This is a genomic window from Streptomyces sp. NPDC046308, from assembly GCF_055588065.1.
This window is the reverse complement of record NZ_JBVJFB010000002.1, coordinates 354,535-379,839: the sequence shown is the minus strand read 5'-3', so window position 1 is coordinate 379,839 and position 25,305 is coordinate 354,535. Positions and strand designations below refer to the sequence as shown.

The window sequence follows — 25,305 nt, the reverse complement described above, 5'->3', positions numbered from 1 at the left end:
CTGCATGTCGCCATGCTGGGCCCGTTTCGAAACTCCCCCACGCAAGGCGGAGGCGTTAGCCGTAAACGGCTGGCGATACCTGCGCCGACGGCAGCTGAATTCGGGGGAGACATGCTCAATCAGACGATGTCGCGAACACTCGGCCGCGTTCCGGCGGCCCGCGGTCCCGTGGCGCTGCAGTCCGGTTCCCGGGGCGCGCCACCGACACGTGGGAGAGCGAATGTGGCCGCCGGGGGCGGGGCCCGGCCCGCCGCCCCCGCGGACCCGGGGGTGTCCTTCCGGCTCCTCGGGCCGCTGGAGATCGCCACCGAGGCCGGACCGCTCCCGCTGCGGGGGATGAACCAGCGCGCCGTCCTGGCCTTCCTGCTGCTCCACGCCAACCAGGTGGTCGCCACCGGGGACCTCATGCAGGTCCTCTGGCCGAACGGGGACGCCCCGGCCACCGCCCGCAAGGTCCTGCAGAACACCGTCTCGGCGCTGCGCGGCGTACTCGCCCGCGCAGCCGTGCCGACCCACGTCGCCTCACTCGTCAGCCAGGCTCCCGGCTACATGCTGCGGATGGCACCCGGAACCCTCGACCTCGAACGCTTCCGGGTCCTCGCGGACCAGGGCCGCGAGGCGCTGGCCGCAGGGCAGCCGGAGAGCGCAGCCCGCCTCCTGCGTGCCGCGCTGGGACTGTGGCGGGGCCGGGCCGCGCAGGAACTCGCCGAATCCGGCGTCGAGTGGCCGCAGCTCGCCGTGGTGGACAGCGCCCGCACCGCGGCGTTCGAGGACTACTGCGACGCGGAACTGCGCAACGGGCGCCACCACGAGGTGATCGGCGGCCTGGAGGCCGGGGCGGCCGCCGAGCCCTCCCGGGAACGCTCCTGCCACCTCCTCATGCTCGCCCTCTACCGGGCCGGCCACCAGGCCGAGGCCCTGCGGGCGTACGAGCGGCTCCACCAGCAGCTGAGCAAGGACTTCGGCGTCCAGCCCAGTCGCGAGGTGCGGGACCTGCACCAGGCGATCATCAACCAGGACCCCGCCCTGCTCCCGTCCGACGGCCCGGACATCGACTTCAGCTCTCCGTCCGACCCCGAACTGGACCTGCTGTTCGCCCTGCTGGCACTGGTGCAGCGCCAACGGCGCCCGCACGTGGTCACCCTCGCCGGCGGGCCGGGGGGAGGCCAGGGCCGGCTCCTCTCCGAGCTGGCGAGCACGCTGCGCCAGGACGGCCAGGTCACCGTCTGGCACGTGCGCACCGGTCCGGACGGCGCCGCGCTCGGCGACGACCTGCGCGCCGCCCTGCGCCGCGCCACCCCCTACCGCCCGCTGGTGGTGGTCGCCGAGAACCTGCACGACGTCGGCGGCGGCGTGCCGGAATGCGTCGGCGAGGTGATCCGTACGGCGGGCCGCACGCCGCTGCTCGTGGTGCTGACCGCCCGAGCCGAACCCGAGAGCCTGTGGCCCGGCTGGAACGCGGCCGTCCCCTGGTCGACCACCATCATGGTGTGACGCCCAGCGGCTGCTTCAGGCCTTTTCCGGGGCCGTCAGGTCGATCAGACGGCACACCGTCTCGATGTCGATCTTGACTTGGGCGATCGACGCGCGGCCGGAAAGCCACGTGATCAGCGCCGAGTGCCAGGTGTGCTCGATGACCCGGACCGCCGAGAGCTGTTCCGCCGTCGGCGGGCCCTCCAGGCCCATCGCGTCCAGGATGATCGCCGTGGTCAGCCGGGACACCGTGTCGACCTCGGGGCTCACACTGCGGTCGGCGAAGGTCAGGGCCCGCACCATCGCGTCGGCCAGCTGCGGTTCCCGCTGGAGGGCGCGGAAGGCCCGCATCAGCGTCTCCGCGACCCGGGCCGCCGGATCGTCCCCGGCCGGCGGGCGCTTGCGCAGCGTGGTGTGCATGTGCTGGAGCTGGTCCTGCATGGTGGCGACCAGCAGGTGCACCTTGGACGGGAAGTAGCGGTAGAGCGTGCCCAGCGCCACCCCGGCCGCCTCGGCGACCTCGCGCATCTGGACGGCGTCGAACCCGCCCCGGCTGGCCAGCTGCGCGCTGGCGTGCAGGATGCGGCGCCGGCGCGCCTCCTGGCGCTCCGTCAGGGGAGGCGACGCCGGTGTGGTGACGGCCTTCACTTCCGCTGTCATGTGTCCCGTTCCGTGTCGTTGCGCGGGCTGATTCCGGGCTGGTCCGCAGTCAGCATGGCAGGCGCCGCGGTCGTGGCGCGAATCACCTGCTCCGCCTCTTACGGTGTAGTTTCCGGCCGGTAGATTCAATGCTCTTCGACGGATCAAGTCTGAAACTTGTTCTACATTATCCGAGCGGTTACGCTCCGGCGAAAGTTGCAGGGAGAAGGGGGCCGAGAGTGACCGCTGAGGCCATGGTGACGAGCCCTTTCGCGGGTTCCGCCGCCGACGGCGACCGCCCGCTGCGCATCGCACTCCTCACTTATAAGGGGAACCCGTTCTGCGGCGGCCAGGGCGTCTACGTCCGCCACCTCTCGCGCGAGCTCGTACAGCTGGGGCACTCCGTTGAAGTGATCGGCGCGCAGCCCTACCCGGTGCTCGACACGGGCGCCTCGCTCACCGAGCTCCCGAGCCTGGACCTGTACCGCAGTCCCGACCCCTTCCGCACGCCGAAGCGCGAGGAGTACCGGGACTGGATCGACGCCCTCGAGGTCGCCACCATGTGGACCGGCGGCTTCCCCGAGCCGCTGACCTTCTCGCTGCGCGCCCGCCGCCATCTGGCCGCGCGCGCGGGGGACTTCGACGTCATCCACGACAACCAGACCCTCGGGTACGGCCTCCTCGGCGACCTCGGCGCCCCGCTGGTCACCACGATCCACCACCCCATCACGGTGGACCGCAAGCTCGACCTGGACGCGGCGAAGGGCCGCCTGAAGCGGGCATCCGTACGCCGCTGGTACGCCTTCACGCGCATGCAGGGCCGCGTGGCCCGCAGGCTCCCGTCCGTCCTCACCGTCTCCGGCTCCTCCCAGCAGGAGATCGCCCAGCACCTGGGCGTCCGGGACGAGCGCATCCACGTCGTGCACATCGGCGCCGACACCGACCTGTGGTCGCCGGACGCCTCCGTCGCCGAGGTCCCCGGCCGCATCGTCACCACCTCCAGCGCCGACGTCCCGCTCAAGGGGCTCGTCTACCTCGTCGAGGCCCTGGCGAAGCTGCGCACCGAGCAGCCCGAGGCGCACCTCGTCGTCGTCGGCAAGCGCGCCGAAGAGGGTCCGGTCGCCCGCGCCATCGAGACGTACGGCCTCCAGGACGCCGTCCGCTTCGTCAAGGGCATCACCGACGCCGAACTCGTCGACCTCGTCCGCAGCGCCCAGATCGCCTGCGTGCCCTCCCTCTACGAGGGCTTCTCGCTCCCGGCGGCCGAGGCCATGGCCACCGGCACCCCGCTCGTCGCCACCACCGGCGGCGCGATCCCCGAGGTCGCCGGACCGGACGGCGAGACCTGCCTCGCGGTGCCCCCGGGCGACGCGGGCGCGCTGGCCGCCGCCCTGGGCCGGATGCTGGGCGACCCGCAGCTGCGGGCCCGCCTCGGCGCCGCCGGGCGCGAACGGGTCCTGACCCGCTTCACCTGGGCCAAGGCCGCCGAAGGCACCGTCGCGCACTACCGCGCCGCCATCGAGCAGGCCGCCCGTACCTGCCGCGCGCGGTGACCTGCCGCGCACGGTGACCCCCCGCCTCACCCAGACCCCCGCCCCACACCCCCGCGACCGCGAAGGCAGGACCCCGTGCTGACCGTCGATTTCTCCCGGTTCCCGCTCGCCGCAGGCGACCGCGTACTCGATCTGGGCTGCGGCGCAGGCCGGCACGCCTTCGAGTGCTACCGGAGAGGCGCCCAGGTGGTCGCCGTCGACCGCAACGGCGAGGAGATCCGCGAGGTCGCCAAGTGGTTCGCCGCCATGAAGGAGGCCGGCGAGGCCCCGGCCGGTGCCACCGCCACCGCGATGGAGGGCGACGCACTCGCCCTGCCCTTCCCCGACGACTCCTTCGACGTCGTGATCATCTCCGAGGTCATGGAGCACATCCCCGACGACAAGGGCGTGCTCGCCGAGATGGTGCGCGTGCTCAAGCCCGGCGGGCGCATCGCCATCACCGTCCCGCGCTACGGCCCCGAGAAGATCTGCTGGGCGCTCTCCGACGCCTACCACGAGGTCGAGGGCGGCCACATCCGCATCTACAAGGCGGACGAGCTCCTCGGCAAGATGCGGGCCGCCGGCCTCAAGCCCTACGGCACGCACCACGCGCACGGACTGCACTCCCCGTACTGGTGGCTCAAGTGCGCCTTCGGCGTCGACAACGACAAGGCGCTGCCCGTCAAGGCGTACCACAAGCTCCTGGTCTGGGACATCATGAAGAAGCCGCTGGCCACGCGCCTGGCCGAGCAGGCCCTGAACCCGCTCATCGGCAAGAGCTTCGTGGCGTACGCGACCAAGCCCCACCTCCCCGTCGGGGCGACGCAGTGAGCTCGCCCGGGCGCACCGAACACCTCGTCCTGGACGGCGTGCTGACCGCCGAGCAGGCCGCCGAGACGGTGGCGGGCATCCTCGCCGCCCAGCGCGCCGACGGGGCCATCCCGTGGTTCCGCGGGCACCACCTCGACCCGTGGGACCACACCGAGGCCGCGATGGCCCTGGACGCGGCCGGTGAGCACGAGGCCGCCGAGCGGGCGTACGCCTGGCTGGCGCGGCACCAGAACCAGGACGGCTCCTGGTACGCGGCCTACGCCGACCGGCCCGACGGCGTGGACACCGCCGAGCCGCAGGACGCGAGCCGCGAGAGCAACTTCACCGCCTACATAACCGTCGGCGTCTGGCACCACTACCTGTCCACCGGCGACGACACCTTCCTGGACCGCATGTGGCCGGCCGTCTACGCGGCCGTCGAGTGCGTCCTGACGCTCCAGCAGCCGGGCGGCGAGATCGGCTGGAAGCGCGAGGCCGACGGCACCGCCGTCACCGACGCCCTCCTGACCGGCTCCTCCTCCATCCACCAGGCACTGCGCTGCGCCCTGGCCATCGCCGAGCACCGCGAGGAGCCGCAGCCCGACTGGGAGCTCGCCGCGGGCGCGCTGCGGCACGCGATCCGGCGCCACCCCGAGCGGTTCCTCGACAAGAACCACTACTCGATGGACTGGTACTACCCGGTCCTCGGCGGCGCCCTGACCGGCGCCGAGGCCACGGCGCGCATCGCGGAGCGCTGGGACGAGTTCGTGGTCCCGGACCTCGGCGTGCGGTGCGTCCTGCCCAACCCGTGGGTGACGGGCGGCGAGTCCTGTGAGCTGGCGCTCGCGCTGTGGGCGACGGGCGAGTCGGACCGGGCGCTGGAGATCCTGCGGTCGATCGGCCACCTGCGCGCCGACAACGGCATGTACTGGACGGGCTACGTCTTCCAGGACGAGGCGGTCTGGCCCGTCGAGCAGACCACCTGGACCGCCGGGTCCCTGCTGCTCGCCGTGGCGGCGCTGGGCGGGGACGAGGCCACCACCGAGGTGTTCGGCGGGGCCTCGCTCCCGGCCGGGCTGGAGCCGGACTGCTGCGGGTGACGCCGCCGCCGGCCGGTCAGCGGCGGTAGAGCCAGCCGGCTATGGCGTGGCCGACGAGGAGGTAGGTCACGGCGGCTATGCCGTAGCCGATGACGACCTGGACCCATTCACGGCTGAAGGTGAACAGGTCGTAGGACCAGGTCGCGAGCCAGGATGCGACGTCGTGGATGAGGTCGACCAGGGAGTTGCCCTGGTTGGCGTCCAGGAAGTAGAGCAGGATCCAGAGTGCGATCACGAAGGCGAGCACGTCCGCCACAAGTGCGACGGCACGTCCTGCCTGACTGCTCCCTCGGGTGCGTGCTCGTGTGTGAGTGCTCATACGGCCCGTGTTGCCGTGTCGGCGTGTCGTAAACCCGAACGGGTTCCCCGGGTGGCGGGGCCGGGGGGCCGGGGTGAGGCTGCGGGGGACGCCTCAGCCCCCGGAGGAAACCGTGCCCGTACCCACGACCGTCCGATTCCGCCGTGCCGTCGCGGCGGTGGTCCTCTCCACCGCGCTGATCGCCGGCGCGACCGCATGCGGCAGCGGCGGGAGCGGCCCGCGCGAGGAACTGTCCGCCGCTTCGATGGGCGAGCTGGCCGCCCTCGCGGCGGCGGAGCCCGCCGCGGCCGAGGCCGACGAGCTGGCCGCGGTGACACCGTCGCCCAGCACGTCCGCCGAGAGGCAGAAGTTCGCCAAGACGCGGTTCGTGGCCAACGCGGGCCTCGCGGCGGGTGCGACCTACCAGTGGATCGTCAAGCCGTACCGCGCGGGCAAGTTCAAGAAGGGCGCCAAGGGCCGGACCTTCGCGCTGATCAAGGCGGGCCTCGCGGGCGCGTTCGCGTACAACCGGCTGAAGGCGGCGGCCGACAACGCCAAGGGCGACCCGCTGCTGTCGAAGGCGATGGCCCCGCTGACGGCGGGCATCGAGTCCCTCAAGGGCCTCGGCGGCAAACTCCGCAAGGGCCAGGCCGGCGACGCCGACATCAACTCCTTCGACGACGTCATCAGCAGCGTCAAGGAGGCCGGCAAGAGCGCGGGCGCCGACGTCGTCGACAAGGTCCCGAGCACGTCCCAGCTGAGCGGCGGCTGAGCCCGCCCGCCCGGCCCGGCGGCCGGCCGCGGCCTGTTTCAATGGGCGGATGATCGAGTACGTGTTCCTCGCCGCCGGGGCCGCCGGAGCCGCGTGGCTGGTGCGCCGCAAGCACCTCGCGCGGACGGCCGCCGGCCCCGTGCCCGGGATCCCCGGGATGGCGCGCCGGCCCGCCGGCGAGGGGCGCTGGCGGGCCGGGCGGCTGTACGCCGACGGGGGCGCGGCCCGCTGGGTCCCCGAGCGCGGTGAACCCCTACCGCTGCCCGGCGGCCGGGCCACCGGGGTGCGGGTGCCCTCCGTGAAGGAGGGCATCGTCATCAACCCCGGCTCGCGGATCGTGACGTGCACCTACGAGGGCGGCGGCAGCATCGAGATCGCGGTCATGCCGCTGGACGTCCGCGAACTGCTGGAGGCCGTCCCCCAGACGGACGCCCCGGACGGCACCTAGCCTTCACCCCTCTTCGTCCCTCACCTCGAGCGCTCGTTGCGCCAGGCCGACGAAGGTGAGGTAGGTGCCGCGGAAGTCCTGGTAGGCGGCGTCGTAGGCGTGGCGCCGCGCGGGGGTGTCGTCGCCGATGAGCGCCTTCAGCAGCGGCTGCAGGTGTCGTGCCATCTGGCGCACCTGCTCCGCGGCGGCGGACACCTCGGCGGGACCGTCGAGCCGGACCTCGTGGGTGGCCTTGTTCATGTTCCCGATGACCGGGCCGATGCGCTCGTACATCCGCGTCAGGAGCCGGTCCCTGCTCTCGCGGTCACGTGCCGCGTCGACGTCGTTGATCTGCCAGGTGACCTCGTTGAACGCGTGGGCGCAGTTCATCATCTCCCGGTAGGTGGACCGGCGCCGGTCGCGCTGTTCGCGGAGGGCCTGCGCCTTCGCGGTGGTCCGGGCCTGGGCCAGCGCCGCGCGGGAGGTCGCCCGGGCGGTTATCCAGCTGGCGCCGAGCGCGGTCAGCGCGGTGAGGACGCCGACCCACAGTCCGCTGTTCGCCATGACCGAGGAGTCTGCCACCGGGAGTGCCGTCGCGACAGCACGCGCCCGGCAAGATCCGAAAGAGCCGGCCTAGCCGTTGAGTTCCGCCAGGACGCGGAGGGTGTGGGGGTCCGGGGCCGTCACGAGGAGGTCGGTGACCGGGCCCTTGCGCCACAGCTCCAGGCGTTCGGCGATCCGGTCGCGGGGGCCGACCAGGGAGATCTCGTCGGCGAACGCGTCCGGGACGGCCAGGACCGCCTCCTCCTTGCGGCCGGCGAGGAACAGCTCCTGGATGCGGCGGGCCTCCTCCTCGTAGCCCATCCGGGCCATCAGGTCGGCGTGGAAGTTGCGGGCCGCGTGGCCCATGCCGCCGATGTAGAAGCCGAGCATCGCCTTGACCGGGAGCAGTCCCTCGGCGACGTCGTCGCAGACCTTGGCGCGGGCCATCGGCGCGATCATGAAGCCCTCGGGGAGGTCCGTCAGCGCGGCCTGGTAGACGTCGGTGCGGGTGGGCGACCAGTACAGGGGCAGCCAGCCGTCCGCGATCCGCGTGGTCTGGGCGATGTTCTTCGGCCCCTCGGCGCCCAGCAGGAGCGGCAGGTCGGCGCGGAGCGGGTGGGTGATGGGCTTGAGGGGCTTGCCGATGCCGGTGCCGTCCTCGCCGCGGTACGGGTGGCTGTGGAAGCGGCCGTCCAGCGCGACCGGGCCCTCGCGGCGCAGCACCTGGCGGATCACGTCGACGTACTCGCGGGTCGCGGTGAGCGGACTCGCGGGGAAGGGGCGGCCGTACCAGCCCTCGACCACCTGCGGGCCGGACAGGCCGAGGCCCAGCATCATCCGGCCGCCGGAGAGGTGGTCCAGGGTGAGGGCGTGCATGGCGGTGGCGGTCGGGGTGCGGGCGGCCATCTGCGCGATGGCCGTGCCGAGGCGGATCCGCGAGGTGTGCGCGGCGATCCAGGTCAGCGGGGTGAAGGCGTCCGAGCCCCACGCCTCGGCGGTCCACACCGAGTCGTAGCCGAGGCGCTCGGCCTCGGTGGCGAGGTCGAGGTGGGCGGGCTGGGGGCCGCGGCCCCAGTAGCCGAGTGCGAGTCCCAGGCGCATGAACGTCCCTCCGCGGTGCCGACAGCCATACCTGACGGTACGTCAGGCGCCTGGTGACTGTAAGGCAACGGCCCCCCGCCCGGAAGGGCGGGGGGCCGTCGTGTGCGCGGGAGCGGGGCTCAGCCGCGCTGGATGCCCGAGGTGTCGTTCAGGATGCCGCGACGGCCGTCCTGGGTCTGCGCGACCAGCGTGGCCGGGCCGCGCTGCTCGACGGCCAGGTACCAGGTGCCCGGGGCGAGTTCGGCGATCGGGGTGGGGGTGCCGTCCTCGGCGAAGAGGGGGCGGGCCACCGGGACCGCGAACCAGAACGGGGTGAAGTCCGCCGCCGGAGCGGGCGCCGGAGCCGCCTGGTGGGCGTCCTGCGGGCCCGGCGTCGGGGTGCCGCCGTACGGCGGGACCGGCTGCGGGGTGGAACCGTAGGGCTGCTGACCGCCCGGGTAGCCGTACCCGGCGCCCGGCTGGGGCTGACCCCCGTACGGCGCCGCGGCGGCCGGCTTCGGCTCCGGCACCAGCTGACCCGCGAGGGCCGGGATCTTCGCCCCGGCCACGGCCACGCCGGCCAGCGCCAGGGTGGCGAGGAAGGCGAGGACGGCGCCGGCGCCCAGGTCGAGCTGGCTCGGGCAGGTGATCAGGGCCCACAGCGCGGACCAGGCGGCCGAGACGGCGAGCACGGTGCCCCACGCCGTCAGCGGGAAGCCCAGCACCTTGCGGGAATCCGGCTGGAAACGGGCCGCGATGAGCAGGCCGGCGGCGATGAAGCCGAGGAGGAAGACACTGGGAAGCGCCAGACGGTAGGCGTCGGTGTCCCACGCACTCGGGAGGTCACCACCCGTCGCGGAGTAGAAATCGAGGAACGAGGCGATGAACAGCAGCACCGCTGCTCCGATCACCACGCCGTCGCCTCGAGTGAGGGAGCGGATGTTCACGTCTTAGGTGTCCTTCTCGGTCTCGGTCGTCTCGTGGTGCCGCGGTCGCAGGCCGTGTTCCTGCAGCAGGTCGGGCGGCACCATGGTACGGACGTTCCCCGCGGCCGAGAGGATCGGGGCGGCGAGCAGCCCCGGCGGGGCTGCCGAGGGGGCCTACCCGCCGAGGAAGCCGACGATGCCGTCCGCGATGCCCTGCGCCGCCTTCTGCCGCCACTCCGGACTCGTCAGCTGCGCCGCGTCCTTGGCATCACGCATGTTGCCGCATTCGATGAACACCTTGGGCCGAGTTGACAGGTTCAGTCCGCCGAGGTCGTCCCGGACGACCAAACCGGTACCGCCGCCGAGGTAGTTGGCGGGGGCCGAGCCGGTGGTGCGGGCGAAGTTCCCGGCGATCCGTTCGCCGAGCTCACGGGAGGGTCCGACGATCTTCGAGGTGTCCGCGGCGCCGCCCTTGACCTTGGCCGGGAGGATGACGTGGAAACCGCGGCTGCCCGCGGACACCCCGTCGGCGTGGACGGAGACGACGGCGTCGGCGTTCGCCTCGTTGCCGATGCGGGCCCGCTCGGTGATGCAGGGGCCCCAGGGCCGGTCCTGCTGGTGGGTGAGGACCACCTTCGCGCCCTGGGCCTCCAGGGCCGCACGCAGGCGCAGGGACACGTCGTAGGTGAACTCCGCCTCCATGTAGCCGGAGTTGGTGGTGGTGCCGGTGGTGTCGCACTCCTTGTGACCCGTGCCGATGTCGACCTGCTGGTCGATCTCGTCGGTGTGCTTGAAGTTGCCCGTGTTGTGGCCGGGGTCGACGACCACCGTCTTGCCGGAGAGGGCGCCCTTGGCGGGCGCGGGGGTGGGTACGGGGGCCGCCGCGGGCGTACTCGCGCCCGCGGTGGGGCTGCCACTCGGGGTGGACCCCGGCTTCGCGTCCCGCTGACCCGGGGACAGCGACGAGTGCGAGGCGGGCAGCGGCCGGGGCTGCTGCCCGTCGGACCCGGAGCCGGCCAGCACCTGGGTCAGCACCCAGCCCGCCAGGGCGGCCGGGGCGAGCGCGGCGACCCCGACGACGAGCGTGGAGCGTCGGGTGAACCAGGGCCGGTCCGGGCTGACCGAGAAGCCGGACTCGGGGGGCGGGGCACTGTCGTCTTTGCGCACGCGGCGATGCTAGACCGCCGCGCGGCGGCCCGGCCGGACCCTGGGCCATCCGGGGGCGTGGTGCGATTGTCGGCCCGCCGTTCGTAGGCTCAGATGCCCGGTCCCGTGCGGCGCAGCACGCGCAGCGAGTCGGTGACCGAGATCTCCTCGAAGGCGCCGGAGGCCAGGGCGCGCAGGTAGATCCGGTACGGTGCCTGCCCGCCGTCGGCCGGGTCCGGGAACACGTCGTGGATGACCAGCGTGCCGCCCTCCGCGACGTGCGGGGCCCAGCCCTCGTAGTCGCCGGTGGCGTGCTCGTCGGTGTGGCCGCCGTCGATGAAGACGAAACCGAGCCCGCCGCCCCAGGCCGCCGCGACCTGCGGGGACCGGCCCACGATCGCGATCACGTGGTCCTCCAGACCGGCCTTGTGCAGGGTCCGGCGGAAGGTGGGCAGCGTGTCCATCAGACCGATCTCCGGGTCCACGACGCTCGGGTCGTGGTACTCCCAGCCAGGCTGCTGCTCCTCGCTGCCCCGGTGGTGGTCGACGGTGATCGCCGCCACGCCGGCCTCGCGGGCGGCGTCGGCCAGCAGGATCGTGGACCGGCCGCAGTACGTCCCGACCTCCAGCAGCGGCAGCCCGAGCGACGCCGCGGCGGCGGCCGCCTCGTACAGCGCCAGCCCCTCCCGTACGGGCATGAACCCCTTGGCGGCCTCGAAGGCGGCGAGGGTCTCCGGCTTGGGGTGGGCGGCCATGGGTTCCTCCTGAGCTGCGACTGGTCGGCCCATGCTGCCCTACCGCCGGGTAGGGGTCCATGCCGGGGCCGAGGGTGGCGGGTTGCGGGAATCCGGCCACCTGTCCGCAGCCGGACGATTACGCTCGGCTACGGAACCACAACTGGCTTGGGGGTGACCGTCCATGGTCGGCGTGCGCGATCTCGATCCCAGCGCCTCACCGCTGGATTACTACGGCTACGAACTGCGTCGGCTGCGCGAGGGCGCCGGGCTGAAGCAGTCGCAGCTGGGCGACATCATCTACTGCACCGGCTCGCTGATCGGCCAGGTGGAGAACACGAAGCGGGTGCCGACGCGGGACTTCTCCGAACGGGTCGACGCTGCGCTGGGCACGGACGGGCACTTCTCCCGGCTGGTGGGCCTGGTCCTGCGGAGCGTGCTGCCTACGTGGTTCCAGGCGTACGCGGAGATGGAGGCGCGGGCGGCGTACATCTCCTCGTTCCAGGCGCAGCTCGTGGATGGGCTGTTGCAGACCGAGGCATACGCGCGGGCCGTACTGGGGGCGTGGAGCGAGGAGAACCTCGACGCGAAAGTGGCAGCCCGGATTGAGCGGCAGCGGATCCTGGACCGCGAGAACCCGCCACTGAGTTGGGCGGTCCTGAGCGAGGCAGTGCTGCATCAGGAGGTCGGTGGTCGGGAGGTCATGAGGGAGCAGCTTCTCCACTTGCTGGCCATGCAGAGGCGGCAATGGGTGCAGGTTCAGATCCTGCCGTTCGGATCGGGAGCCCATGCGGGGCAGATGGGGTCGTTCACCCTCCTGCGGCTCGAAGACGAGCACGACCTCGTCTATACCGAGGACTTCGTCCAGGGCCATATGACGGCCAATCCGCAGGCTCTCAAGGAAGGTTCGCTCCGATACGATCATTTGCAGGCCGCCGCCCTCCCCCTGGAGGACTCGGCGGCCTTGATCGCCCGCGTATTGGAGGAGCGCTATGGAGACCATCCAGAACCTGACGGGCGCGCGGTGGCGTAAGTCCTCGTACAGCGGTGACACCGGCGGGCAATGCGTCGAGTGCGCCCCGCTCAACGGCGCCGCCTGGCGGAAGGCTTCGTACAGCTCCGACACCGGCGGGCAGTGCGTCGAAGTCGCCGCTCAGCCCTGTCTCGTCGCCGTGCGGGATTCCAAGAACCCCGACGGGCCCGTCTTCACCGTTCACCCTGCGGCTTTCGCCACCTTCGTGAGGGCCCTCTCTGTATGATCCGCTCCCGACTGGGGGCAGGGGATCCGGGGGAGCAGAGGCTATGGAGCACGTAGGGCCGGGCGGCCCGACGCACGTGGGGCCGTTCGAGGTCGTCGGCGTGCTCGGGCAGGGCGGGATGGGCCGGGTGCTGTTGGGCGCCGGGCCGGACGGGCGGCTCGTCGCCGTCAAGCAGGTGCTCGCGCACTTCGCGGACGACGAGGGCTTCCGGGCCCGGTTCCGGCGTGAGGTCGCCGCTTCGCGCAAGGTGTCCGGGGCCTACACGGCCGCGGTGATCGACGCCGACCCGGACGCGCCGACGCCCTGGCTCGCCTCGGTGTTCGTGGCCGGGCCCTCGCTCGGGGCCGTGGTCAAGGCGGTCGGGGTGCTGCCGGAGGACGTCGTACGCCGCCTCGCGGCCGGACTGACCTCCGCCCTGGCGGAGATCCACCGGGCCGGGCTCGTCCACCGGGACCTCAAGCCCGACAACGTGCTCCTCGCCGAGGACGGCGTGCGCGTCATCGACCTCGGCATCGCACGGATCACCGAGGGCGAGGCCGAGGGAGACACCGGGCTGACGCGTACGGGGTGGGTGGTCGGTTCGCCCGCGTACATGTCGCCCGAGCAGGCCGAGGGCAAACCGCTCACGCCGGCCAGCGACGTCTTCTCGCTCGGTTCCGTCCTGGTCATGGCGGTGACCGGCCGCAGCCCCTTCGCCGGTACGTCCACCCTCCGGACGCTGTACGACGTGGTGCACGGCGAGCCGGACCTGAGCGGGGTCCCCGCCGGCCTGCGCGACCTCGTCGCGCGCTGCCTGGCCAAGGATCCGGAGGCCAGGCCGTCCCCGGCGCAACTGCGCGAGCTGATCGGGCCGGTGACCCCGGCGGGGCGGCAGTGGCCCTCCGCCGTGTACGGGATGCTCGCCGCGCAGCGGGCGCGGATCGACGGGCTGCTCGGAGGCGGCCCGGCGGCCGAGCCGGAGCCGTCGCCGCCCGCCCCGGAACCCACGCCCGTGCCCGTGCCGGTCCCCGTACCGGACGCGGAGGCCTCGGCGTTGACGCGGGACGCGCCGGCGCCCGTCCCGAAGGGCCCGCCCGTTCCGCCCCGTCCGACGGAACCGCCCACCGGGCCGAGCCCGGTGCGGCGGAGTCCGTGGCGCGGCCGGCGCCGGATCACGGCGCTGGCGGCGGCCGCCGTGCTGCTGGTGGCCGGCACCGGGGTGGTGGTGTACGTACGGGACCGGATGAACGCCCCCGTCGCGTATTCGGGACTGCCCACCTGCGCGAAGGCCGCCAACACCGTGCCGTTGGCGCTCCGGGACTCCTCGCTTGACACGCGATCCAAGGAGGCCTGGGGCGTGCGTACGGGCTGCACCTGGAACGGGCTCGGCCAGGCCGCCTCGCCCGGCGGCCTCGTCCGCTGGGAACTCAGCCTCGGCGGGGACGCCACGCGCAACGCGGACGCCCAGCGGGCCCGCTTCCAGGTGGACGCGGCCGACAAGATCGCCGCTCCGAATCTGACCTTCGGGACGGAGGCCTACTGGGGGAGCCCCAGCCTCGACTGGACGTGCGCCCTCGCCGTGCGCGAGGGCAACCTCTCCGTCTGGGTGGGCCTGTACGCGAGCCCGTACAAGACGGCGGAGTGCCAGGACAAGGCGAAGGCGGTCGCCCGCGCCGCGCTGAAGGCGGCCTCGCGCTGACGCGCGGGGCCGCGGCCGCGGCTCAGGAGAACAGCTCGCCCAGCAGCTCGGGGCCGAGGGCGATGGGGGCGGGGCGGTAGGCGGGCGGCTGCGAGCCCATCAGCTCGCGCACCAGGAAGTCCCAGGAGCGCTTGCGGACGTAGGCCAGGCAGTCGAGCAGCGTGTGCTCGGCGCCGGGCACGATGAGCAGTTCGAAGTCCTTGTCGGCGGCGATGAGCCGGTCGGCGAACCGCAGGGTCTGCTCCGGGTGGACCTGGTCGTCCATGGCGCCGTGGACGAGCAGCAGTTTGCCCGCGAGCCGGTCCGCGAGGTCCAGGTTGGAGGTACGGGACCAGGCCTCGGGACTGTCCGCGCCGTCGTAGGTCTCCACGAAGCCCAGGTTGAAGGTGGGGGCGTCGTGCGAGCCGGACAGGGCGACCCCGGCCTTGTACACCTCGGGGAAGTCCAGCATCGCGCGGGCCGCGGCGAACCCGCCGCCGGAGTGGCCGAACACGCCCACCCGGCCCAGGTCCATCCACGGCCGGGTCCCGGCCAGCTGCCGCAGCGCCGCCGCGTGGTCGGCGAGGCAGCCGGCGTCGGCCAGGCGGCCGTAGGAGGCGTCGTGGAAGGCCTTGTCGCGGCCGGGCGTGCCCCGCCCGTCCAGGGCCACCACCACGAAGCCCAGCGCGGCGAGGGGTTCCGCGTCGAGGCCCATGCCGCCGGGGTCGAAGCACGGGGCGACCCGGTTGACCTGCGGGCCCGGGTAGAGGTTGTCCACCACCGGGTACTGCCGGTAGGGGTCGAAGCCGTGGGGCCGGTACAGCACCCCGTAGATGTCCGTCACGCCGTCGGCGGCCTTGACGCGGAAGCGTTCCGGCGGCGTCCAGCCGGTGGCGGTGAGCCCGGTGATGTCGGCGCGCTCCAGCTCGACCAGCACCCGTCCCGTCTTCCAGTCGCGGACGGAGGTCACCGGCGGGGTGTCGACGGTCGACGCCGAGTCGATGAAGTACTCCCGGCCGTCGGCGGGCAGGGTGACGACGTGGTCCAACCCGTCGTCGGTGACCTTGGTAAAGCCCGAGCCGTCGAGGGCGGCCCGGCACACCGTGCGCCGGTACGGGTCCTCCTCGACCAGCCCGGAGGCGGTGAAGTACACCACCCGCTCGGCCTCGTCGACGCGCAGGATCTGCCGCACCGCCCACGGTCCGGAGGTGACCCGGCCGAGCAGGGCGCCGGTGCGCAGGTCGTACCGGTACAGGTGGCCCCAGCCGTCGCGCTGCGAGTACCACAGGACCTCGTCGGCGAGCACGCGCACGATCGGCGGCTCGAACGCCCACTGGTTGGGCTCGACCCGGGTGTCCCCGCTCTCGCTGAGGACGGTGGTGACCTCGCCGGTGGCCGGGTCCAGCCGGTGCAGGGTGAGCGTGCGCAGGTCACGGGGCCGGTCGAGGTAGTAGACGGCCGAGCCGTCCGGAGCCCACCACGCCCACTTGGCGGTGACCGGTGACAGCTGCGGCATGAGCAGCGGCTCGGCCTGGGCGCGGACCGCCGTGCCCGCGGCGACGTCCAGGACGACCAGCTCGGCCAGCGGCAGGTGCTCGTCGCCGGCGTAGGCGTACCGCTGGGTGTGGACGACGGGCGCGCCGCCGTCGGCGGGTCGGGCCTCCACGAGCTGGGTCCGGCGGACGGCGCGCTCGTCGGTGCGGTGCGTCAGGACCTTCGTCGAGTCGGGGGACCAGGCCACCGCGGGCGGCAGGTGCGGCAGGCCGATCTTGCGCAGCAGGGTGGCGTTGGCCGTGCAGTCCGGGCCGGTGCCGTACTGGTGGCCGGCCTCGCCGTCGGTGGTGAGCGCCCACTCGCGGCCGTCGGTCAGCGAGCGCGCCCACAGGTCGTGCCCGCGCCGGGACACGGCGAACTTGCCGTCGGGGGAGGGCACTTCCAGCGGGCTGCCGGGGGGCGTGAACTCGGCCGGCTCGCAGACGTAGCCGTCCAGGTCGCAGCGCCAGTACGCGCCGAGCGCGTAGAACTCCACGGCGTTCCCGGTCAGTGCTATCCCCATGAAGGGCAGGGCCTCGGGGTCGACCTGCTGCCCGGAGGCGACGGTCAGGGCGGCGGCGAGCCGGGCGTGGTCGAAGGCCGGCTCGCGGGTGCCGGCCGCCGGGTCGGCCAGCACGAACCGCTTGCCGTCGCCGTGGCTCACCGCGTACCAGAAGCGGGCGCCTCCGTCGATCCACTGCGGCCTGACCTTGTCACCGACGACGAGCTCGCCGGGGCGGGCGGGGCGGCGGAGGAGCTGTTCGGCGGCCTGGTAGTTCTGCGTGGTGCTCAACTGTCTTCGTGCCCTTCGTCGGTGGCGATGCTGATCACGCGATGTTGATCATGAGCGGTACTGGTCAGAGGCTGCGGGCGGTGATGTCGCCGTAGGCGGTGGTGGCGTGGATGGTGAGGCCGGCGGCGGCGCCGTCGGTGTTGTTGAGGGCGTTGTGGACGCGGCCGTAGGAGGTGCCGGCGTCGAGGGTGGCGCTGACTCCGCGGGCGGCGCCGACGGTGACGTCGCCGGCCTGGGTGCTCAGCTCGACGGCGCCGTGGACGGCTTCGGCGACGCGGATGTCGCCCTTCTGGGTGCTGATCCGGGCGGGGCCGCCGAGGCGGCCGACGCTCACGTCGCCGGCCATCAGGGTCAGCTGGGCGGCGGCGGTCTCGTCGAGCTTGACGGTGCCCTCGGCGCCCTCGAAGGCGACGTCGCCGAGGCGTCCGACGCCGCGGAGTTCGGCGCTGGCCGCCTTCGCCTGGACGCGGGAGCCGGCCGGCAGCTGGACGGTGACCTCGACGGATCCGGACGCGCCGAGGATCTGGTGCCTGGCGTCGGGGGTCTCGATCCGCAGGACCCCGTCGGCGTACTCGACGGTGGTCTGCTGCGCGGCCTTCACGTCACGGCTCTTGGCGGCGTTCGCGGGAAGGACCTCGACGGTGGTGTCGGCGCGGTCGGCGGCGATGAGGCGGATGCGGCCGGCGGGGATGTCCAGGACGGCCGAGACGGGGGTGGCGGTGGCGAACTTCTGCATCGTTCTTCTCTTTCTCCAGTGGCGGGCACTCGGCCGGCCCGCCGTTTCTGATGAACGAAAAGCTACGTTGCATTCACAGATCTAGCAACGAGTTCGTTGCGTAGTGACGGCATTAATAAAGGTCAGAGCAGGTATTTCATTGCAATGATTGTCTTTTCAATGCAACATTCCCCCTCTGTGGCGTTGCAATGAATGGGAGTGAACGCCACGTGGGGAGGTGCAGTGTGTCATCTGACCTTCCGTCAGATTGCAACGTGTTCTAGTCTGCCGCGCATGGGCATCGGAATCACGCAAGAGCAGCGCGAGCTGGCCGGGGCGGTGCGCGGATGGGTCGCGCGCGCCGTGCCTCCCGAAGAGGTGCGCAAGCTGCTCGACACCCCGCCGCAGACCGGGGCGCGGCCCGCCTACTGGGACGCGATGGCCGCCCAGGGCCTGCTGGAACCGCACCTGGACGGCGGGACCCTGCTCGACCTGGCCGTCGTCGTCGAGGAGGCGGCCCGGGCCGCGCTGCCCGGGGCGTACCTGCCGAGCGCGCTGGCCTCCGTACTGCTGGCGCGGGCCGGGGCCGAGCCCCTTGCCGGGCGGGTCGGGGCGGTCGCGCTGGGGCCCGGGACCCTGACCGCCGTGGCCGTCGAGGGCGGCGCGTACCTGCTCGACGGACTCGCGCCGCCCGTGCTCGGCGCCGGCGAGGCCGACCTCGTCCTGCTCGCGGCCGAAGCCGCGCACGGTACCCGCTGGTTCGCCGTCGACGCCGCCGCGCTGGACATCCGTACGCACGAGAGCGCCGACCCGACCCGCCCCACCGCCGAGGTCCGGGCGCGCGCAGTCACCACCGCCCCCGACCGGCTGCTGGAGCTGGACGCGGCCCTGGTGCGCGACCTGGCCTGCACTCTCTTCGCCGCCGACGCCTGCGGCACCGCCGCCTGGGCCCTGCACACCGCCGCCGAACACGCCAAGGTGCGCGAGCAGTTCGGCCGGCCCATCGGACGGTTCCAGGGCGTCAAGCACCTGTGCGCCGACATGCTGGTCCGGCTGGAACAGGCCCGGGCGCTGGCCTGGGACGCCGCGCAGGCCATGGACGAACCCGACGACGTCCGCTCGCTCGTGGCCGCCCTCGCCGCCGGGAGCGCCCTGGACACCGCGTACTCCTGCGCCAAGGACTGCATCCAGATCCTCGGCGGGATCGGCTTCACCTGGGAGCACGACGCCCACATCCACCTCCGGCGCTCGCTCGTCGCCCGCCAGCTGCTGGGAGCCGGCGACGGACACCGCCTGCGGGCCGTACGGCTCGCCGCGGGCGGGGCGCGGCGCGAACTGCGCCTGCAACTCCCGGCGGAGGCCGAGGTGTACCGGGCGAAGGCCCGGACCGCCATCGAGGACGCGCGCGGGCTCGACCCGGCCACCGCCCGGCGGATCCTCGCCCCCACCGGCTACGCGGCCCCCTACCTCCCGCCGCCCTACGGGCTCGGCGCCGGCCCCGTCGAACAGCTCGTCGTCCAGCAGGAACTGGCCGCGGCCGGGGTCAAGGTCGCCGACCTCGGGATCGCCACCTGGGTCGTGCCCTCCCTGCTCGCCTACGGCACGCAGGCGCAGCGGGACGCCTACGTCCTGCCGACCCTGCGCGGGGACGTCACCTGGTGCCAGCTCTTCTCGGAGCCGGAGGCGGGCTCCGACCTGGCCTCCCTGCGGACGAAGGCCGAGCGGGCCGCGGACGGCACCTGGAGGGTCAACGGACAGAAGGTGTGGACGAGTTCCGCGCACAGCGCCGACTTCGGGATCCTGCTGGCCCGCACCGACCCGGACGCACCCAAGCACAAGGGGCTCGGCTACTTCGTCGTCGACATGAAGAACACCCCGGGCATCGACATCCGGCCGCTGAAGGAGATCACCGGCGAGGCCCTCTTCAACGAGGTCTGGTTCGACGACGTGCAGCTCCCGGCGGACGCCCTGGTCGGCGCCGCCGACGGCGGCTGGAAAGTCGCCCGCAACACCCTCGGCAACGAACGGGTCCACATGGCCGACCAGATGACCTTCGACACCGGGATCGAAGCGCTCCTTGCACGCGCCGCCGACCTCGACGGCGCCCACCGGGCCCGGATCGGCGCCCTCGCCGCCGAGGCGCACGCCCTGGCCTGCATCGGCCTGCGCACCACCCTCCAGCAGGTCTCCGGACTGGAGCCGGGCGCGGGCGCGTCCGTACGCAAACTCGTCCAGACCCCGCACCAGCAGCGCATCGCCGAGCTCGCGCTCGAACTGCTGGGCCCGGCGGGCGCCGTACGGGAGGGCGCGGGGGAGTGGGCGGTGCACAGCATGCTCATGTCCCGCTGCCTGACCATCGCCGGGGGCACCACGCAGGTCCAGCTCAACGTCGTCGCCGAGCGGATCCTCGGCCTCCCCAGGGACTAAGGGACTAGGAGTCATCGGGCATGAAGTCGCGGAAGTCGTACATCGTGGGCGTCGGCATGACGAAGTTCGAGAAGCCGGAGTCGCGGGACTGGCAGTACTGGGACATGGCGAAGGAGGCCGGGACCGCGGCGCTCGCCGACGCGGGCGTGGACTACGGGCTGGTCGAACAGGTCCCGGTGGGCTATTGCTTCCAGGCCTCCACGGCCGGCCAGCGGGCCGCGTACGAGCTGGGGCTGAGCGGTGTCCCGGTTTACAACGTCAACAACAACTGCGCCACGGGCTCGACGGCGCTGATGATGGCGCGGCAGTTCGTGGAGGGCGGACTCAACGACTGCGTACTCGCGCTCGGCTTCGAGAAGATGAAGCGCGGAGCGCTGGGCGGCGGGGCGGACGGCGGAGGCGCTGATGAATCCTTCAAGACCTCGCCGGTGGCCCGCCACTACGGGATCATGGCGGCCGGCCACGGCTTCGAGATGTCCCCGCCGACCGCGCAGATCTTCGGGAACGCGGCGCGGGAACACATGGAGCGGTACGGGACCACGGCCGCGCAGCTCGCGGCGGTCGGCGCGAAGAACCACCAGCACTCGGCGAACAACCCGAACGCACAGTTCCAGGACGTGTACTCGGTGGAGGAGATCCTCGCGGCGAAGGAGATCCACGCACCGCTGACGAAGCTCCAGTGCTCGCCGACCTCGGACGGGGCCGCGGCGGCGCTGGTGGTGTCGGAACGGTTCGTGGTGGCGCACGGGCTGCACGACAAGGCGGTCGAGATCGTCGCCCAGGCGATGACCACGGACACGGAGGAGTCCTTCGCGTCGGGCTCGTGCATCGACGTGGTCGGCAAGCCGATGACCGCGGCGGCGGCGCGACGGGTCTACGAGGACTCGGGGCTCGGCATCGAGGACGTGGACGTGGTGGAACTGCACGACTGCTTCTCGATCAACGAACTGCTGACGTACGAGGCGCTGGGCATGTGCGGGGACGGCGCCGCCGGGAAGCTGGTGGAGTCGGGTGCGACCACGTACGGGGGGCGGTGGGTGGTGAACCCCTCCGGCGGGCTGATCTCCAAGGGGCATCCGCTCGGCGCGACGGGCCTGGCGCAGGCGGCGGAGCTGGTGTGGCAGCTGCGCGCCGAAGCGGGTTCGCGGCAGGTTCCCGGTGCGCGGGTCGGCCTCGCGCACAACATCGGCCTGGGCGGCGCGGCGGTGGTGACGTTGCTCCGCAGGTGACGGGCCGCGCCACTGCTGGGGCTCCGCCCCAGACCCCGCGCCTCAAACGCCGGCAAAAATCAGCTCCGCCGGCGTTTGAGGCGCTGGGGCTCGGGGGCGGAGCCCCCGCAACGGCGCCGCACCCGCGCAGCCGGGCGAGGTTCACAGCCGGAAGACGCCCCGCCAGGTCCACCCCGCCGCGAGAACCGCTGCGCGGAGGGGGCCTTCACCGCCGCCGAGCTGAAGCCGGACTCCGGGACCAGGCGGCGGCGGCCGTCCGGGCCCCTTTCGAACGTCCACTGCCTGGAGAAGGAGTCGACCGGGCCGCGGACGCGCTTCAGGTTGCCGCCGTCGAACGACCGCTCGCCCGGCTCCAGGCGTTCCCACCGCTCGTCGAGCGTGCGCACCTCGCGGGCCGGTGCGTCCAGGCGCAGCAGGGTGTGGCCCCGTACGGGGTGCGGGCCGCCCCGCGGGAGCCGCCACACCGCCACCAGCTGGGCGCCCTCCTTCGCGGTGCCCTCGCGCAGGAGGAACGGCGCGTCCGGGCCGTCGAGCGCCAGCAGCGCGGCCCGGACCTCCGCGGCGGAGCGGGGCAGCGTGCCGGGGGCGGGGCGCCGGGTGCCGGTCAACTTGTCGAAGAGGCCCATCGGGCCAGCCTACGAAGTGCCGGCTCCCGGCGGCGCGGCGCACCTCCCCGCCCGCCGTTCGGCCCCCTACCGGGCCGGCTTCAGCTCGCACCGGCCGTCCGTGCACTCCCGGCGGAGCCGGCCCCGCGAGACGGTCTCGGCCAGGCCGATCGCCCAGCACATCGGGCAGCCGCGCAGGGCGACCAGGCCGACCGGGGCGAGCAGCAGGGTGGCCGGGCCGAAGACCGGGAGCAGGGCGAAGGCTCCGATCAGCGCGCCGAAGCCCACCCCGCCGCGCGCCAGGTGCCGCGGCACGGACGCGCTCGCGAAACCGGAGCCGGAGCCGGACAGGGACGAAGGGGCGTCAGTGGAGGGCACGGGTGTCTCCCAAAGAGTGCTGAACGGCCGCGCGGGCCCGGTGGAGCCGCGACTTCATCGCGGCGGTGCTCAGACCGAGGGACTCCGCGGCCATCCGCCCGCTGTAGCCCTGGACGTCCCGCATGATCAGGACGCGCCGCTGGTCCGCGGGCAGCGCGGCGATGGCCTCCGCCACCCGCCCCGCCTCCAGCCGCTGCAGCACCTCGTCCTCCGCCGACATCACGGCCGTCTCCGGCAGCGGCGCCCGCTCCCGCGGCACCAGCCGGGCCCGGCGCAGGCACTCGTTGCGGACGATGCGGAACATCCACGAGGCCAGGGCGCCGGAAGCGCGCAGCATGCCGATCCTCCGGTAGAGGATGATCAGCGCCTCCTGGGCCGCGTCCTCGGCGTCCTCGCGCGACGCGCACAGCGAGTGCGCGAAGCGCCGTACGTTCGGGTGCGATCCGGTGACCAGGGCGGTGAGCGAGTCGAGGTCGCCGCCCTGCGCGGCGACGATCAGCGCCTCACCGGGCCAGTCGGTGCGGTCAGCCACGGGCCCGGCCCCGTCCGCGGCGACGCAGTACGAGGACGCACGTGCAGAGCAGGACGAGCGCGCCGGCACCCACGAGAACAGTGATCACGACAACCTCCGGGTCATGTGCCGACCTTGGCATCGGCACGTACACACAAGAGGCGCGACCCCCGGGAAAGGATTCACCCCAGGGCGGGGTCGACCACCGTCTCGCCCATCGAGGCGCGGCGGATCGAGTCCGCCAGGTCCTCGATCGGGCCGTCGCGCAGGATCAGGCCCGCCGCCCCGGCGGCGAGCACGGAGTCGGCCAGGCCGGGGTGCGCCGAGCCCGTCAGGACGAGGACCCGGCACTCCGGGTCCTCCGCCAGCAGGGCCGTCACGGCCGTGACCTCCTCGACCAGCGCCACCGCCGGGCGGGCCGTCAGGTCCCGCACGACCTCGATGTCCGGCACGAGGCCGAGCCGGAGCGCGAGGGCCGGGTTCTGCGGATCGAGCAGTACCCGCAGGGCGCGGGCCTGACGGTGTTCCACGGGCATTTCGTCCACCGGGAAAGCATATCTGACGCGAAGTCAGGAGTCTTTCCGGCTGGTCTTCCCAACTGTCGGGGCGTGCGTTATACATTCCCTCACCGGCCGGTCCTAGAACGCGTTCTAGAACCGGCCCCCGTATACGACCTCGGTGCGGCCGACGGTGCGGACGTGCCGCACCGAGGTCTTCCAGGGCAGCGACATTCCAACGACAGGGAGCCGCATCCTCATGCCGATCGATGCCGCCAGGGCCCTCGCCGCCGACCCCCGCCAGGGGACCATCGGCTGGGACCACAAGGACATCCAGCTCTACCATCTCGGACTCGGCGCGGGCCGGCCGGCCAACGACCCGGACGAACTGCGCTACACCCTCGAATCCAAGCTCCACGTCCTCCCCAGCTTCGCGACCGTCGCCGGCGCCGGCATGGCCATGATGGGCGGCCTCGCCGCCCCCGGGATCGACGTCAACCTCGCCCACGTCCTGCACGGCGGCCAGTCCATCGAGCTGCACCGGCCCATCCCCGTCAAGGGCGACGCCACCTCCCGCGCCAAGGTCGCCGCCCTCTACGACAAGGGCAAGGCGGCCGTGATCGTGCTGCGCACCGAGGTCGCGGACGCCGACGGACCGCTGTGGACCAGCGACGCGCAGATCTTCGTACGCGGCGAGGGCGGCTTCGGCGGCGAGCGCGGGCCCTCCGTCAAGGAGGAACTGCCGGGCCGCGCCCCCGACCGGACCGAGGAACGGCACATCCGCGAGGACCAGGCGCTCCTCTACCGCCTCTCCGGCGACTGGAACCCCCTGCACGCCGACCCAGAGTTCGCCAAGCTGGCCGGCTTCGACCAGCCCATCCTGCACGGCCTCTGCTCGTACGGGATGACCCTCAAGGCCGTCGTCGACACGGCGCTCGGCGGGGACGTCTCCCGCGTCCGCGCCTACCGCACGCGCTTCGCCGGGATCGTCTTCCCGGGCGAGACGCTCCGCATCCGGATGTGGCAGGAGCCCGGCCGCGTCCTGGTGTCGGTGACCGCCGTCGAACGGGACGACGCGCCGGTCCTCGCCGACACCGTCGTCGAACACTCGTAGTCGTACGCCCCTTAAGGAGCCGCACCGTGCGCGCAGCACTGCAGAGCGAGATCGGCCAGGACAAGCTCGAGGTCGTCGACGACATGGAAGCCGTGGGCTTCGGCCCCGGCAAGGTCAGGATCCGCGTCAAGGCCACTGGCCTCTGCCACTCCGACCTCTCCGCGATGAGCGGCGTACTGCCCCAGCCCGCCCCCTTCATCCCCGGCCACGAGGGCTCCGGCGTGATCACGGACGTCGGCGACGGGGTCACCAGCCACCAGATCGGCGACCGCGTCCTCGTCTGCTGGCTGCCGCCGTGCGGGCACTGTCCCTCCTGCAAGCGCGGCCAGGGCCACCTGTGCCTGGAGGCCTTCGGGAACGTCGCCACCCCCAACTTCAAGCGGGCGGCCAGCGACATCTTCGGCTTCGCCGGCACCGGCACCTTCTCCGAGGAGATGGTCGTACCGGCCGCCTGCGCCATCCCGATCCCCGACGACCTGCCCTTCGACATCGCGGCGCTGATCGGCTGCGGCGTCACCACCGGACTCGGCGCGGCCATCAACACCGCCAAGGTGGAGGCCGGCTCCTCGGTCGCCGTCATCGGCTGCGGCGGCGTCGGCATATCCGTCATCCAGGGCGCCAAGGTCCAGGGCGCCGCCCAGATCATCGCCGTGGACCCGGTCGCCTCGCGGCGCGAGGCGGCGCTGCGCTTCGGCGCCACCGAGGCGGTCTCCCCCGAGGAGTTCGCCGACGCCAAGAACCGGATCACGGCCGGCGAGGGCTTCGACTACGTCTTCGAGGTCGTCGGCAAGTCCGCGACCGCGCAGAAGGCGTACGAGATGACGCGCCGCGGCGGCTCCGTCGTCATCGTCGGCGCGGGCGCCCTCGACGACAACTTCCAGATCAACATGTTCTCGCTGTTCTTCGACGAGAAGAAGATCCTCCCGTCGATGTACGGCGGCGGCGACGTGCTGCGCTCCTACGAGCGCACCATCGCGCTCTGGCGGGCCGGCCGCATCGACCTGGCGAACCTGATCACCCACCGGGTGAGCCTCGCCGAGATCAACGAGGCCCTCGACCAGATGCGCACGGGCGTCGCCCTGCGCACCTGCATCGAACTCTGACCCG

Annotated in this window: 26 protein-coding genes; 13 read left to right on the top strand and 13 right to left on the bottom strand. The window is 72.8% G+C overall.

Annotated features, from left to right (window positions below):
* The first annotated feature begins 222 nt into the window (after positions 1 to 222).
* Complete coding sequence (locus ACZ6JT_RS09155; protein WP_469208816.1) at positions 223 to 1,494, top strand: AfsR/SARP family transcriptional regulator; 1,272 nt, start codon at positions 223 to 225, stop codon at positions 1,492 to 1,494.
* 15 nt (positions 1,495 to 1,509) lie between these two features.
* Here the strand turns inward: ACZ6JT_RS09155 and ACZ6JT_RS09150 are convergent, their stop codons facing one another.
* Positions 1,510 to 2,133, bottom strand: a complete 624-nt coding sequence (locus ACZ6JT_RS09150) for a TetR family transcriptional regulator (RefSeq protein ID WP_030722921.1) — start codon at positions 2,131 to 2,133, stop codon at positions 1,510 to 1,512.
* Positions 2,134 to 2,351: 218 nt separating this feature from the next.
* Between ACZ6JT_RS09150 and ACZ6JT_RS09145 the strand changes: the two genes are divergently transcribed.
* The 3 genes from ACZ6JT_RS09145 (at position 2,352) to ACZ6JT_RS09135 (ending at position 5,554) form a co-directional block, all read left to right on the top strand.
* Positions 2,352 to 3,665, top strand: coding sequence for a glycosyltransferase family 4 protein (locus ACZ6JT_RS09145; RefSeq protein WP_469208814.1), 1,314 nt, complete (start codon positions 2,352 to 2,354; stop codon positions 3,663 to 3,665).
* Positions 3,666 to 3,740: 75 nt separating this feature from the next.
* On the top strand, positions 3,741 to 4,475 hold the full coding sequence (locus ACZ6JT_RS09140; RefSeq protein WP_327413733.1) for a class I SAM-dependent methyltransferase: 735 nt from the start codon (positions 3,741 to 3,743) through the stop codon (positions 4,473 to 4,475).
* Positions 4,472 to 5,554, top strand: coding sequence for a prenyltransferase/squalene oxidase repeat-containing protein (locus tag ACZ6JT_RS09135; protein ID WP_469208811.1), 1,083 nt, complete (start codon positions 4,472 to 4,474; stop codon positions 5,552 to 5,554). Before ACZ6JT_RS09140 ends, ACZ6JT_RS09135 begins: the two co-directional genes overlap by 4 nt.
* Positions 5,555 to 5,570: 16 nt before the next feature.
* On the opposite strand, the gene ACZ6JT_RS09130 is transcribed toward ACZ6JT_RS09135, so the two are convergent.
* Positions 5,571 to 5,810, bottom strand: a complete 240-nt coding sequence (locus ACZ6JT_RS09130) for a hypothetical protein (protein ID WP_365484720.1) — start codon at positions 5,808 to 5,810, stop codon at positions 5,571 to 5,573.
* A gap of 175 nt (positions 5,811 to 5,985) precedes the next feature.
* Between ACZ6JT_RS09130 and ACZ6JT_RS09125 the strand changes: the two genes are divergently transcribed.
* Both ACZ6JT_RS09125 and ACZ6JT_RS09120 read left to right on the top strand, forming a co-directional pair.
* Positions 5,986 to 6,624: a hypothetical protein gene (locus ACZ6JT_RS09125; RefSeq protein WP_469208809.1), complete on the top strand. Its 639-nt coding sequence runs from the start codon at positions 5,986 to 5,988 to the stop codon at positions 6,622 to 6,624.
* Positions 6,625 to 6,673: 49 nt separating this feature from the next.
* On the top strand, positions 6,674 to 7,072 hold the full coding sequence (locus tag ACZ6JT_RS09120) for a hypothetical protein (protein WP_469208807.1): 399 nt from the start codon (positions 6,674 to 6,676) through the stop codon (positions 7,070 to 7,072).
* Between the two features lie 3 nt (positions 7,073 to 7,075).
* Here the strand turns inward: ACZ6JT_RS09120 and ACZ6JT_RS09115 are convergent, their stop codons facing one another.
* The 5 genes from ACZ6JT_RS09115 to ACZ6JT_RS09095 all read right to left on the bottom strand — a co-directional run bounded on the left by ACZ6JT_RS09115 (position 7,076) and on the right by ACZ6JT_RS09095 (position 11,501).
* Positions 7,076 to 7,615 carry a hypothetical protein gene (locus ACZ6JT_RS09115; protein ID WP_469208805.1) on the bottom strand — a complete coding sequence of 180 codons (540 nt, stop codon included), beginning with the start codon at positions 7,613 to 7,615 and terminating at the stop codon, positions 7,076 to 7,078.
* A gap of 69 nt (positions 7,616 to 7,684) precedes the next feature.
* Positions 7,685 to 8,695 (bottom strand): LLM class F420-dependent oxidoreductase, encoded by a 1,011-nt coding sequence (locus ACZ6JT_RS09110; RefSeq protein ID WP_469208803.1) that lies wholly within the window; start codon positions 8,693 to 8,695, stop codon positions 7,685 to 7,687.
* Positions 8,696 to 8,814: 119 nt separating this feature from the next.
* Positions 8,815 to 9,621 carry a hypothetical protein gene (locus ACZ6JT_RS09105; protein ID WP_469208801.1) on the bottom strand — a complete coding sequence of 269 codons (807 nt, stop codon included), beginning with the start codon at positions 9,619 to 9,621 and terminating at the stop codon, positions 8,815 to 8,817.
* Between the two features lie 153 nt (positions 9,622 to 9,774).
* The gene (locus ACZ6JT_RS09100) at positions 9,775 to 10,767 is read right to left on the bottom strand and encodes an N-acetylmuramoyl-L-alanine amidase (RefSeq protein WP_469208799.1); all 993 of its coding nucleotides are present in this window, start codon (positions 10,765 to 10,767) and stop codon (positions 9,775 to 9,777) included.
* A gap of 89 nt (positions 10,768 to 10,856) precedes the next feature.
* The gene (locus ACZ6JT_RS09095; protein ID WP_469208797.1) at positions 10,857 to 11,501 is read right to left on the bottom strand and encodes a class I SAM-dependent methyltransferase; all 645 of its coding nucleotides are present in this window, start codon (positions 11,499 to 11,501) and stop codon (positions 10,857 to 10,859) included.
* 163 nt (positions 11,502 to 11,664) lie between these two features.
* Here ACZ6JT_RS09095 and ACZ6JT_RS09090 point away from each other — a divergent pair, with 163 nt between their 5' ends.
* From ACZ6JT_RS09090 to ACZ6JT_RS09080, 3 genes are read left to right on the top strand one after another with little or no spacing between them, the layout of a single operon-like run.
* The gene (locus ACZ6JT_RS09090) at positions 11,665 to 12,513 is read left to right on the top strand and encodes a helix-turn-helix domain-containing protein (RefSeq protein WP_469208795.1); all 849 of its coding nucleotides are present in this window, start codon (positions 11,665 to 11,667) and stop codon (positions 12,511 to 12,513) included.
* Positions 12,473 to 12,739: a DUF397 domain-containing protein gene (locus tag ACZ6JT_RS09085; protein WP_469208793.1), complete on the top strand. Its 267-nt coding sequence runs from the start codon at positions 12,473 to 12,475 to the stop codon at positions 12,737 to 12,739. The genes ACZ6JT_RS09090 and ACZ6JT_RS09085 overlap by 41 nt, the downstream gene beginning before the upstream one ends.
* A gap of 43 nt (positions 12,740 to 12,782) precedes the next feature.
* Complete coding sequence (locus ACZ6JT_RS09080; RefSeq protein ID WP_469208791.1) at positions 12,783 to 14,417, top strand: serine/threonine-protein kinase; 1,635 nt, start codon at positions 12,783 to 12,785, stop codon at positions 14,415 to 14,417.
* A gap of 22 nt (positions 14,418 to 14,439) precedes the next feature.
* Here ACZ6JT_RS09080 and ACZ6JT_RS09075 read toward each other — a convergent pair whose 3' ends face one another.
* Positions 14,440 to 16,722, bottom strand: a complete 2,283-nt coding sequence (locus ACZ6JT_RS09075) for a S9 family peptidase (RefSeq protein ID WP_469208789.1) — start codon at positions 16,720 to 16,722, stop codon at positions 14,440 to 14,442.
* Positions 16,723 to 16,786: 64 nt separating this feature from the next.
* The gene (locus ACZ6JT_RS09070) at positions 16,787 to 17,458 is read right to left on the bottom strand and encodes a DUF4097 family beta strand repeat-containing protein (protein ID WP_469208787.1); all 672 of its coding nucleotides are present in this window, start codon (positions 17,456 to 17,458) and stop codon (positions 16,787 to 16,789) included.
* A 273-nt stretch (positions 17,459 to 17,731) separates the two neighbouring features.
* On the opposite strand from ACZ6JT_RS09070, the gene ACZ6JT_RS09065 reads away from it, so the two are divergent.
* Together ACZ6JT_RS09065 and ACZ6JT_RS09060 are read left to right on the top strand one after the other, a co-directional pair.
* The gene (locus ACZ6JT_RS09065; RefSeq protein ID WP_469208785.1) at positions 17,732 to 19,864 is read left to right on the top strand and encodes an acyl-CoA dehydrogenase; all 2,133 of its coding nucleotides are present in this window, start codon (positions 17,732 to 17,734) and stop codon (positions 19,862 to 19,864) included.
* A gap of 20 nt (positions 19,865 to 19,884) precedes the next feature.
* The gene (locus tag ACZ6JT_RS09060) at positions 19,885 to 21,093 is read left to right on the top strand and encodes a lipid-transfer protein (protein WP_469208783.1); all 1,209 of its coding nucleotides are present in this window, start codon (positions 19,885 to 19,887) and stop codon (positions 21,091 to 21,093) included.
* A 59-nt stretch (positions 21,094 to 21,152) separates the two neighbouring features.
* Here the strand turns inward: ACZ6JT_RS09060 and ACZ6JT_RS09055 are convergent, their stop codons facing one another.
* The 4 genes from ACZ6JT_RS09055 to ACZ6JT_RS09040 all read right to left on the bottom strand — a co-directional run bounded on the left by ACZ6JT_RS09055 (position 21,153) and on the right by ACZ6JT_RS09040 (position 23,123).
* Entirely contained in the window at positions 21,153 to 21,719 is a 567-nt protein-coding gene (locus ACZ6JT_RS09055) for a hypothetical protein (protein WP_469208781.1), read from the bottom strand.
* Between the two features lie 66 nt (positions 21,720 to 21,785).
* Positions 21,786 to 22,076, bottom strand: coding sequence for a hypothetical protein (locus tag ACZ6JT_RS09050; RefSeq protein WP_469208780.1), 291 nt, complete (start codon positions 22,074 to 22,076; stop codon positions 21,786 to 21,788).
* Positions 22,063 to 22,608: an RNA polymerase sigma factor gene (locus ACZ6JT_RS09045; RefSeq protein ID WP_376619715.1), complete on the bottom strand. Its 546-nt coding sequence runs from the start codon at positions 22,606 to 22,608 to the stop codon at positions 22,063 to 22,065. Before ACZ6JT_RS09045 ends, ACZ6JT_RS09050 begins: the two co-directional genes overlap by 14 nt.
* A gap of 161 nt (positions 22,609 to 22,769) precedes the next feature.
* Positions 22,770 to 23,123: a response regulator gene (locus ACZ6JT_RS09040; protein ID WP_376619727.1), complete on the bottom strand. Its 354-nt coding sequence runs from the start codon at positions 23,121 to 23,123 to the stop codon at positions 22,770 to 22,772.
* Between the two features lie 220 nt (positions 23,124 to 23,343).
* Here ACZ6JT_RS09040 and ACZ6JT_RS09035 point away from each other — a divergent pair, with 220 nt between their 5' ends.
* A complete protein-coding gene (locus ACZ6JT_RS09035; protein ID WP_469208777.1) occupies positions 23,344 to 24,198 on the top strand; it encodes a MaoC/PaaZ C-terminal domain-containing protein in 855 nt (284 codons plus the stop codon).
* Positions 24,199 to 24,224: 26 nt separating this feature from the next.
* The gene (locus tag ACZ6JT_RS09030) at positions 24,225 to 25,301 is read left to right on the top strand and encodes a Zn-dependent alcohol dehydrogenase (RefSeq protein ID WP_469208775.1); all 1,077 of its coding nucleotides are present in this window, start codon (positions 24,225 to 24,227) and stop codon (positions 25,299 to 25,301) included.
* Positions 25,302 to 25,305: the final 4 nt, after the last annotated feature.

Excerpts from the sequence above, each read along its gene's own strand:
- ACZ6JT_RS09085 (WP_469208793.1), top strand. The coding sequence starts at position 12,473 with ATGGAGACCATCCAGAACCTGACGGGCGCGCGGTGGCGTAAGTCCTCG.
- ACZ6JT_RS09110 (WP_469208803.1), bottom strand. The coding sequence starts at position 8,695 with ATGCGCCTGGGACTCGCACTCGGCTACTGGGGCCGCGGCCCCCAGCCC.
- ACZ6JT_RS09120 (WP_469208807.1), top strand. The coding sequence starts at position 6,674 with ATGATCGAGTACGTGTTCCTCGCCGCCGGGGCCGCCGGAGCCGCGTGG.
- ACZ6JT_RS09060 (WP_469208783.1), top strand. The coding sequence starts at position 19,885 with ATGAAGTCGCGGAAGTCGTACATCGTGGGCGTCGGCATGACGAAGTTC.
- ACZ6JT_RS09065 (WP_469208785.1), top strand. The coding sequence starts at position 17,732 with ATGGGCATCGGAATCACGCAAGAGCAGCGCGAGCTGGCCGGGGCGGTG.
- ACZ6JT_RS09080 (WP_469208791.1), top strand. The coding sequence starts at position 12,783 with ATGGAGCACGTAGGGCCGGGCGGCCCGACGCACGTGGGGCCGTTCGAG.
- ACZ6JT_RS09150 (WP_030722921.1), bottom strand. The coding sequence starts at position 2,133 with ATGACAGCGGAAGTGAAGGCCGTCACCACACCGGCGTCGCCTCCCCTG.
- ACZ6JT_RS09055 (WP_469208781.1), bottom strand. The coding sequence starts at position 21,719 with ATGGGCCTCTTCGACAAGTTGACCGGCACCCGGCGCCCCGCCCCCGGC.
- ACZ6JT_RS09090 (WP_469208795.1), top strand. The coding sequence starts at position 11,665 with ATGGTCGGCGTGCGCGATCTCGATCCCAGCGCCTCACCGCTGGATTAC.
- ACZ6JT_RS09095 (WP_469208797.1), bottom strand. The coding sequence starts at position 11,501 with ATGGCCGCCCACCCCAAGCCGGAGACCCTCGCCGCCTTCGAGGCCGCC.
- ACZ6JT_RS09070 (WP_469208787.1), bottom strand. The coding sequence starts at position 17,458 with ATGCAGAAGTTCGCCACCGCCACCCCCGTCTCGGCCGTCCTGGACATC.
- ACZ6JT_RS09040 (WP_376619727.1), bottom strand. The coding sequence starts at position 23,123 with ATGCCCGTGGAACACCGTCAGGCCCGCGCCCTGCGGGTACTGCTCGAT.
- ACZ6JT_RS09035 (WP_469208777.1), top strand. The coding sequence starts at position 23,344 with ATGCCGATCGATGCCGCCAGGGCCCTCGCCGCCGACCCCCGCCAGGGG.
- ACZ6JT_RS09115 (WP_469208805.1), bottom strand. The coding sequence starts at position 7,615 with ATGGCGAACAGCGGACTGTGGGTCGGCGTCCTCACCGCGCTGACCGCG.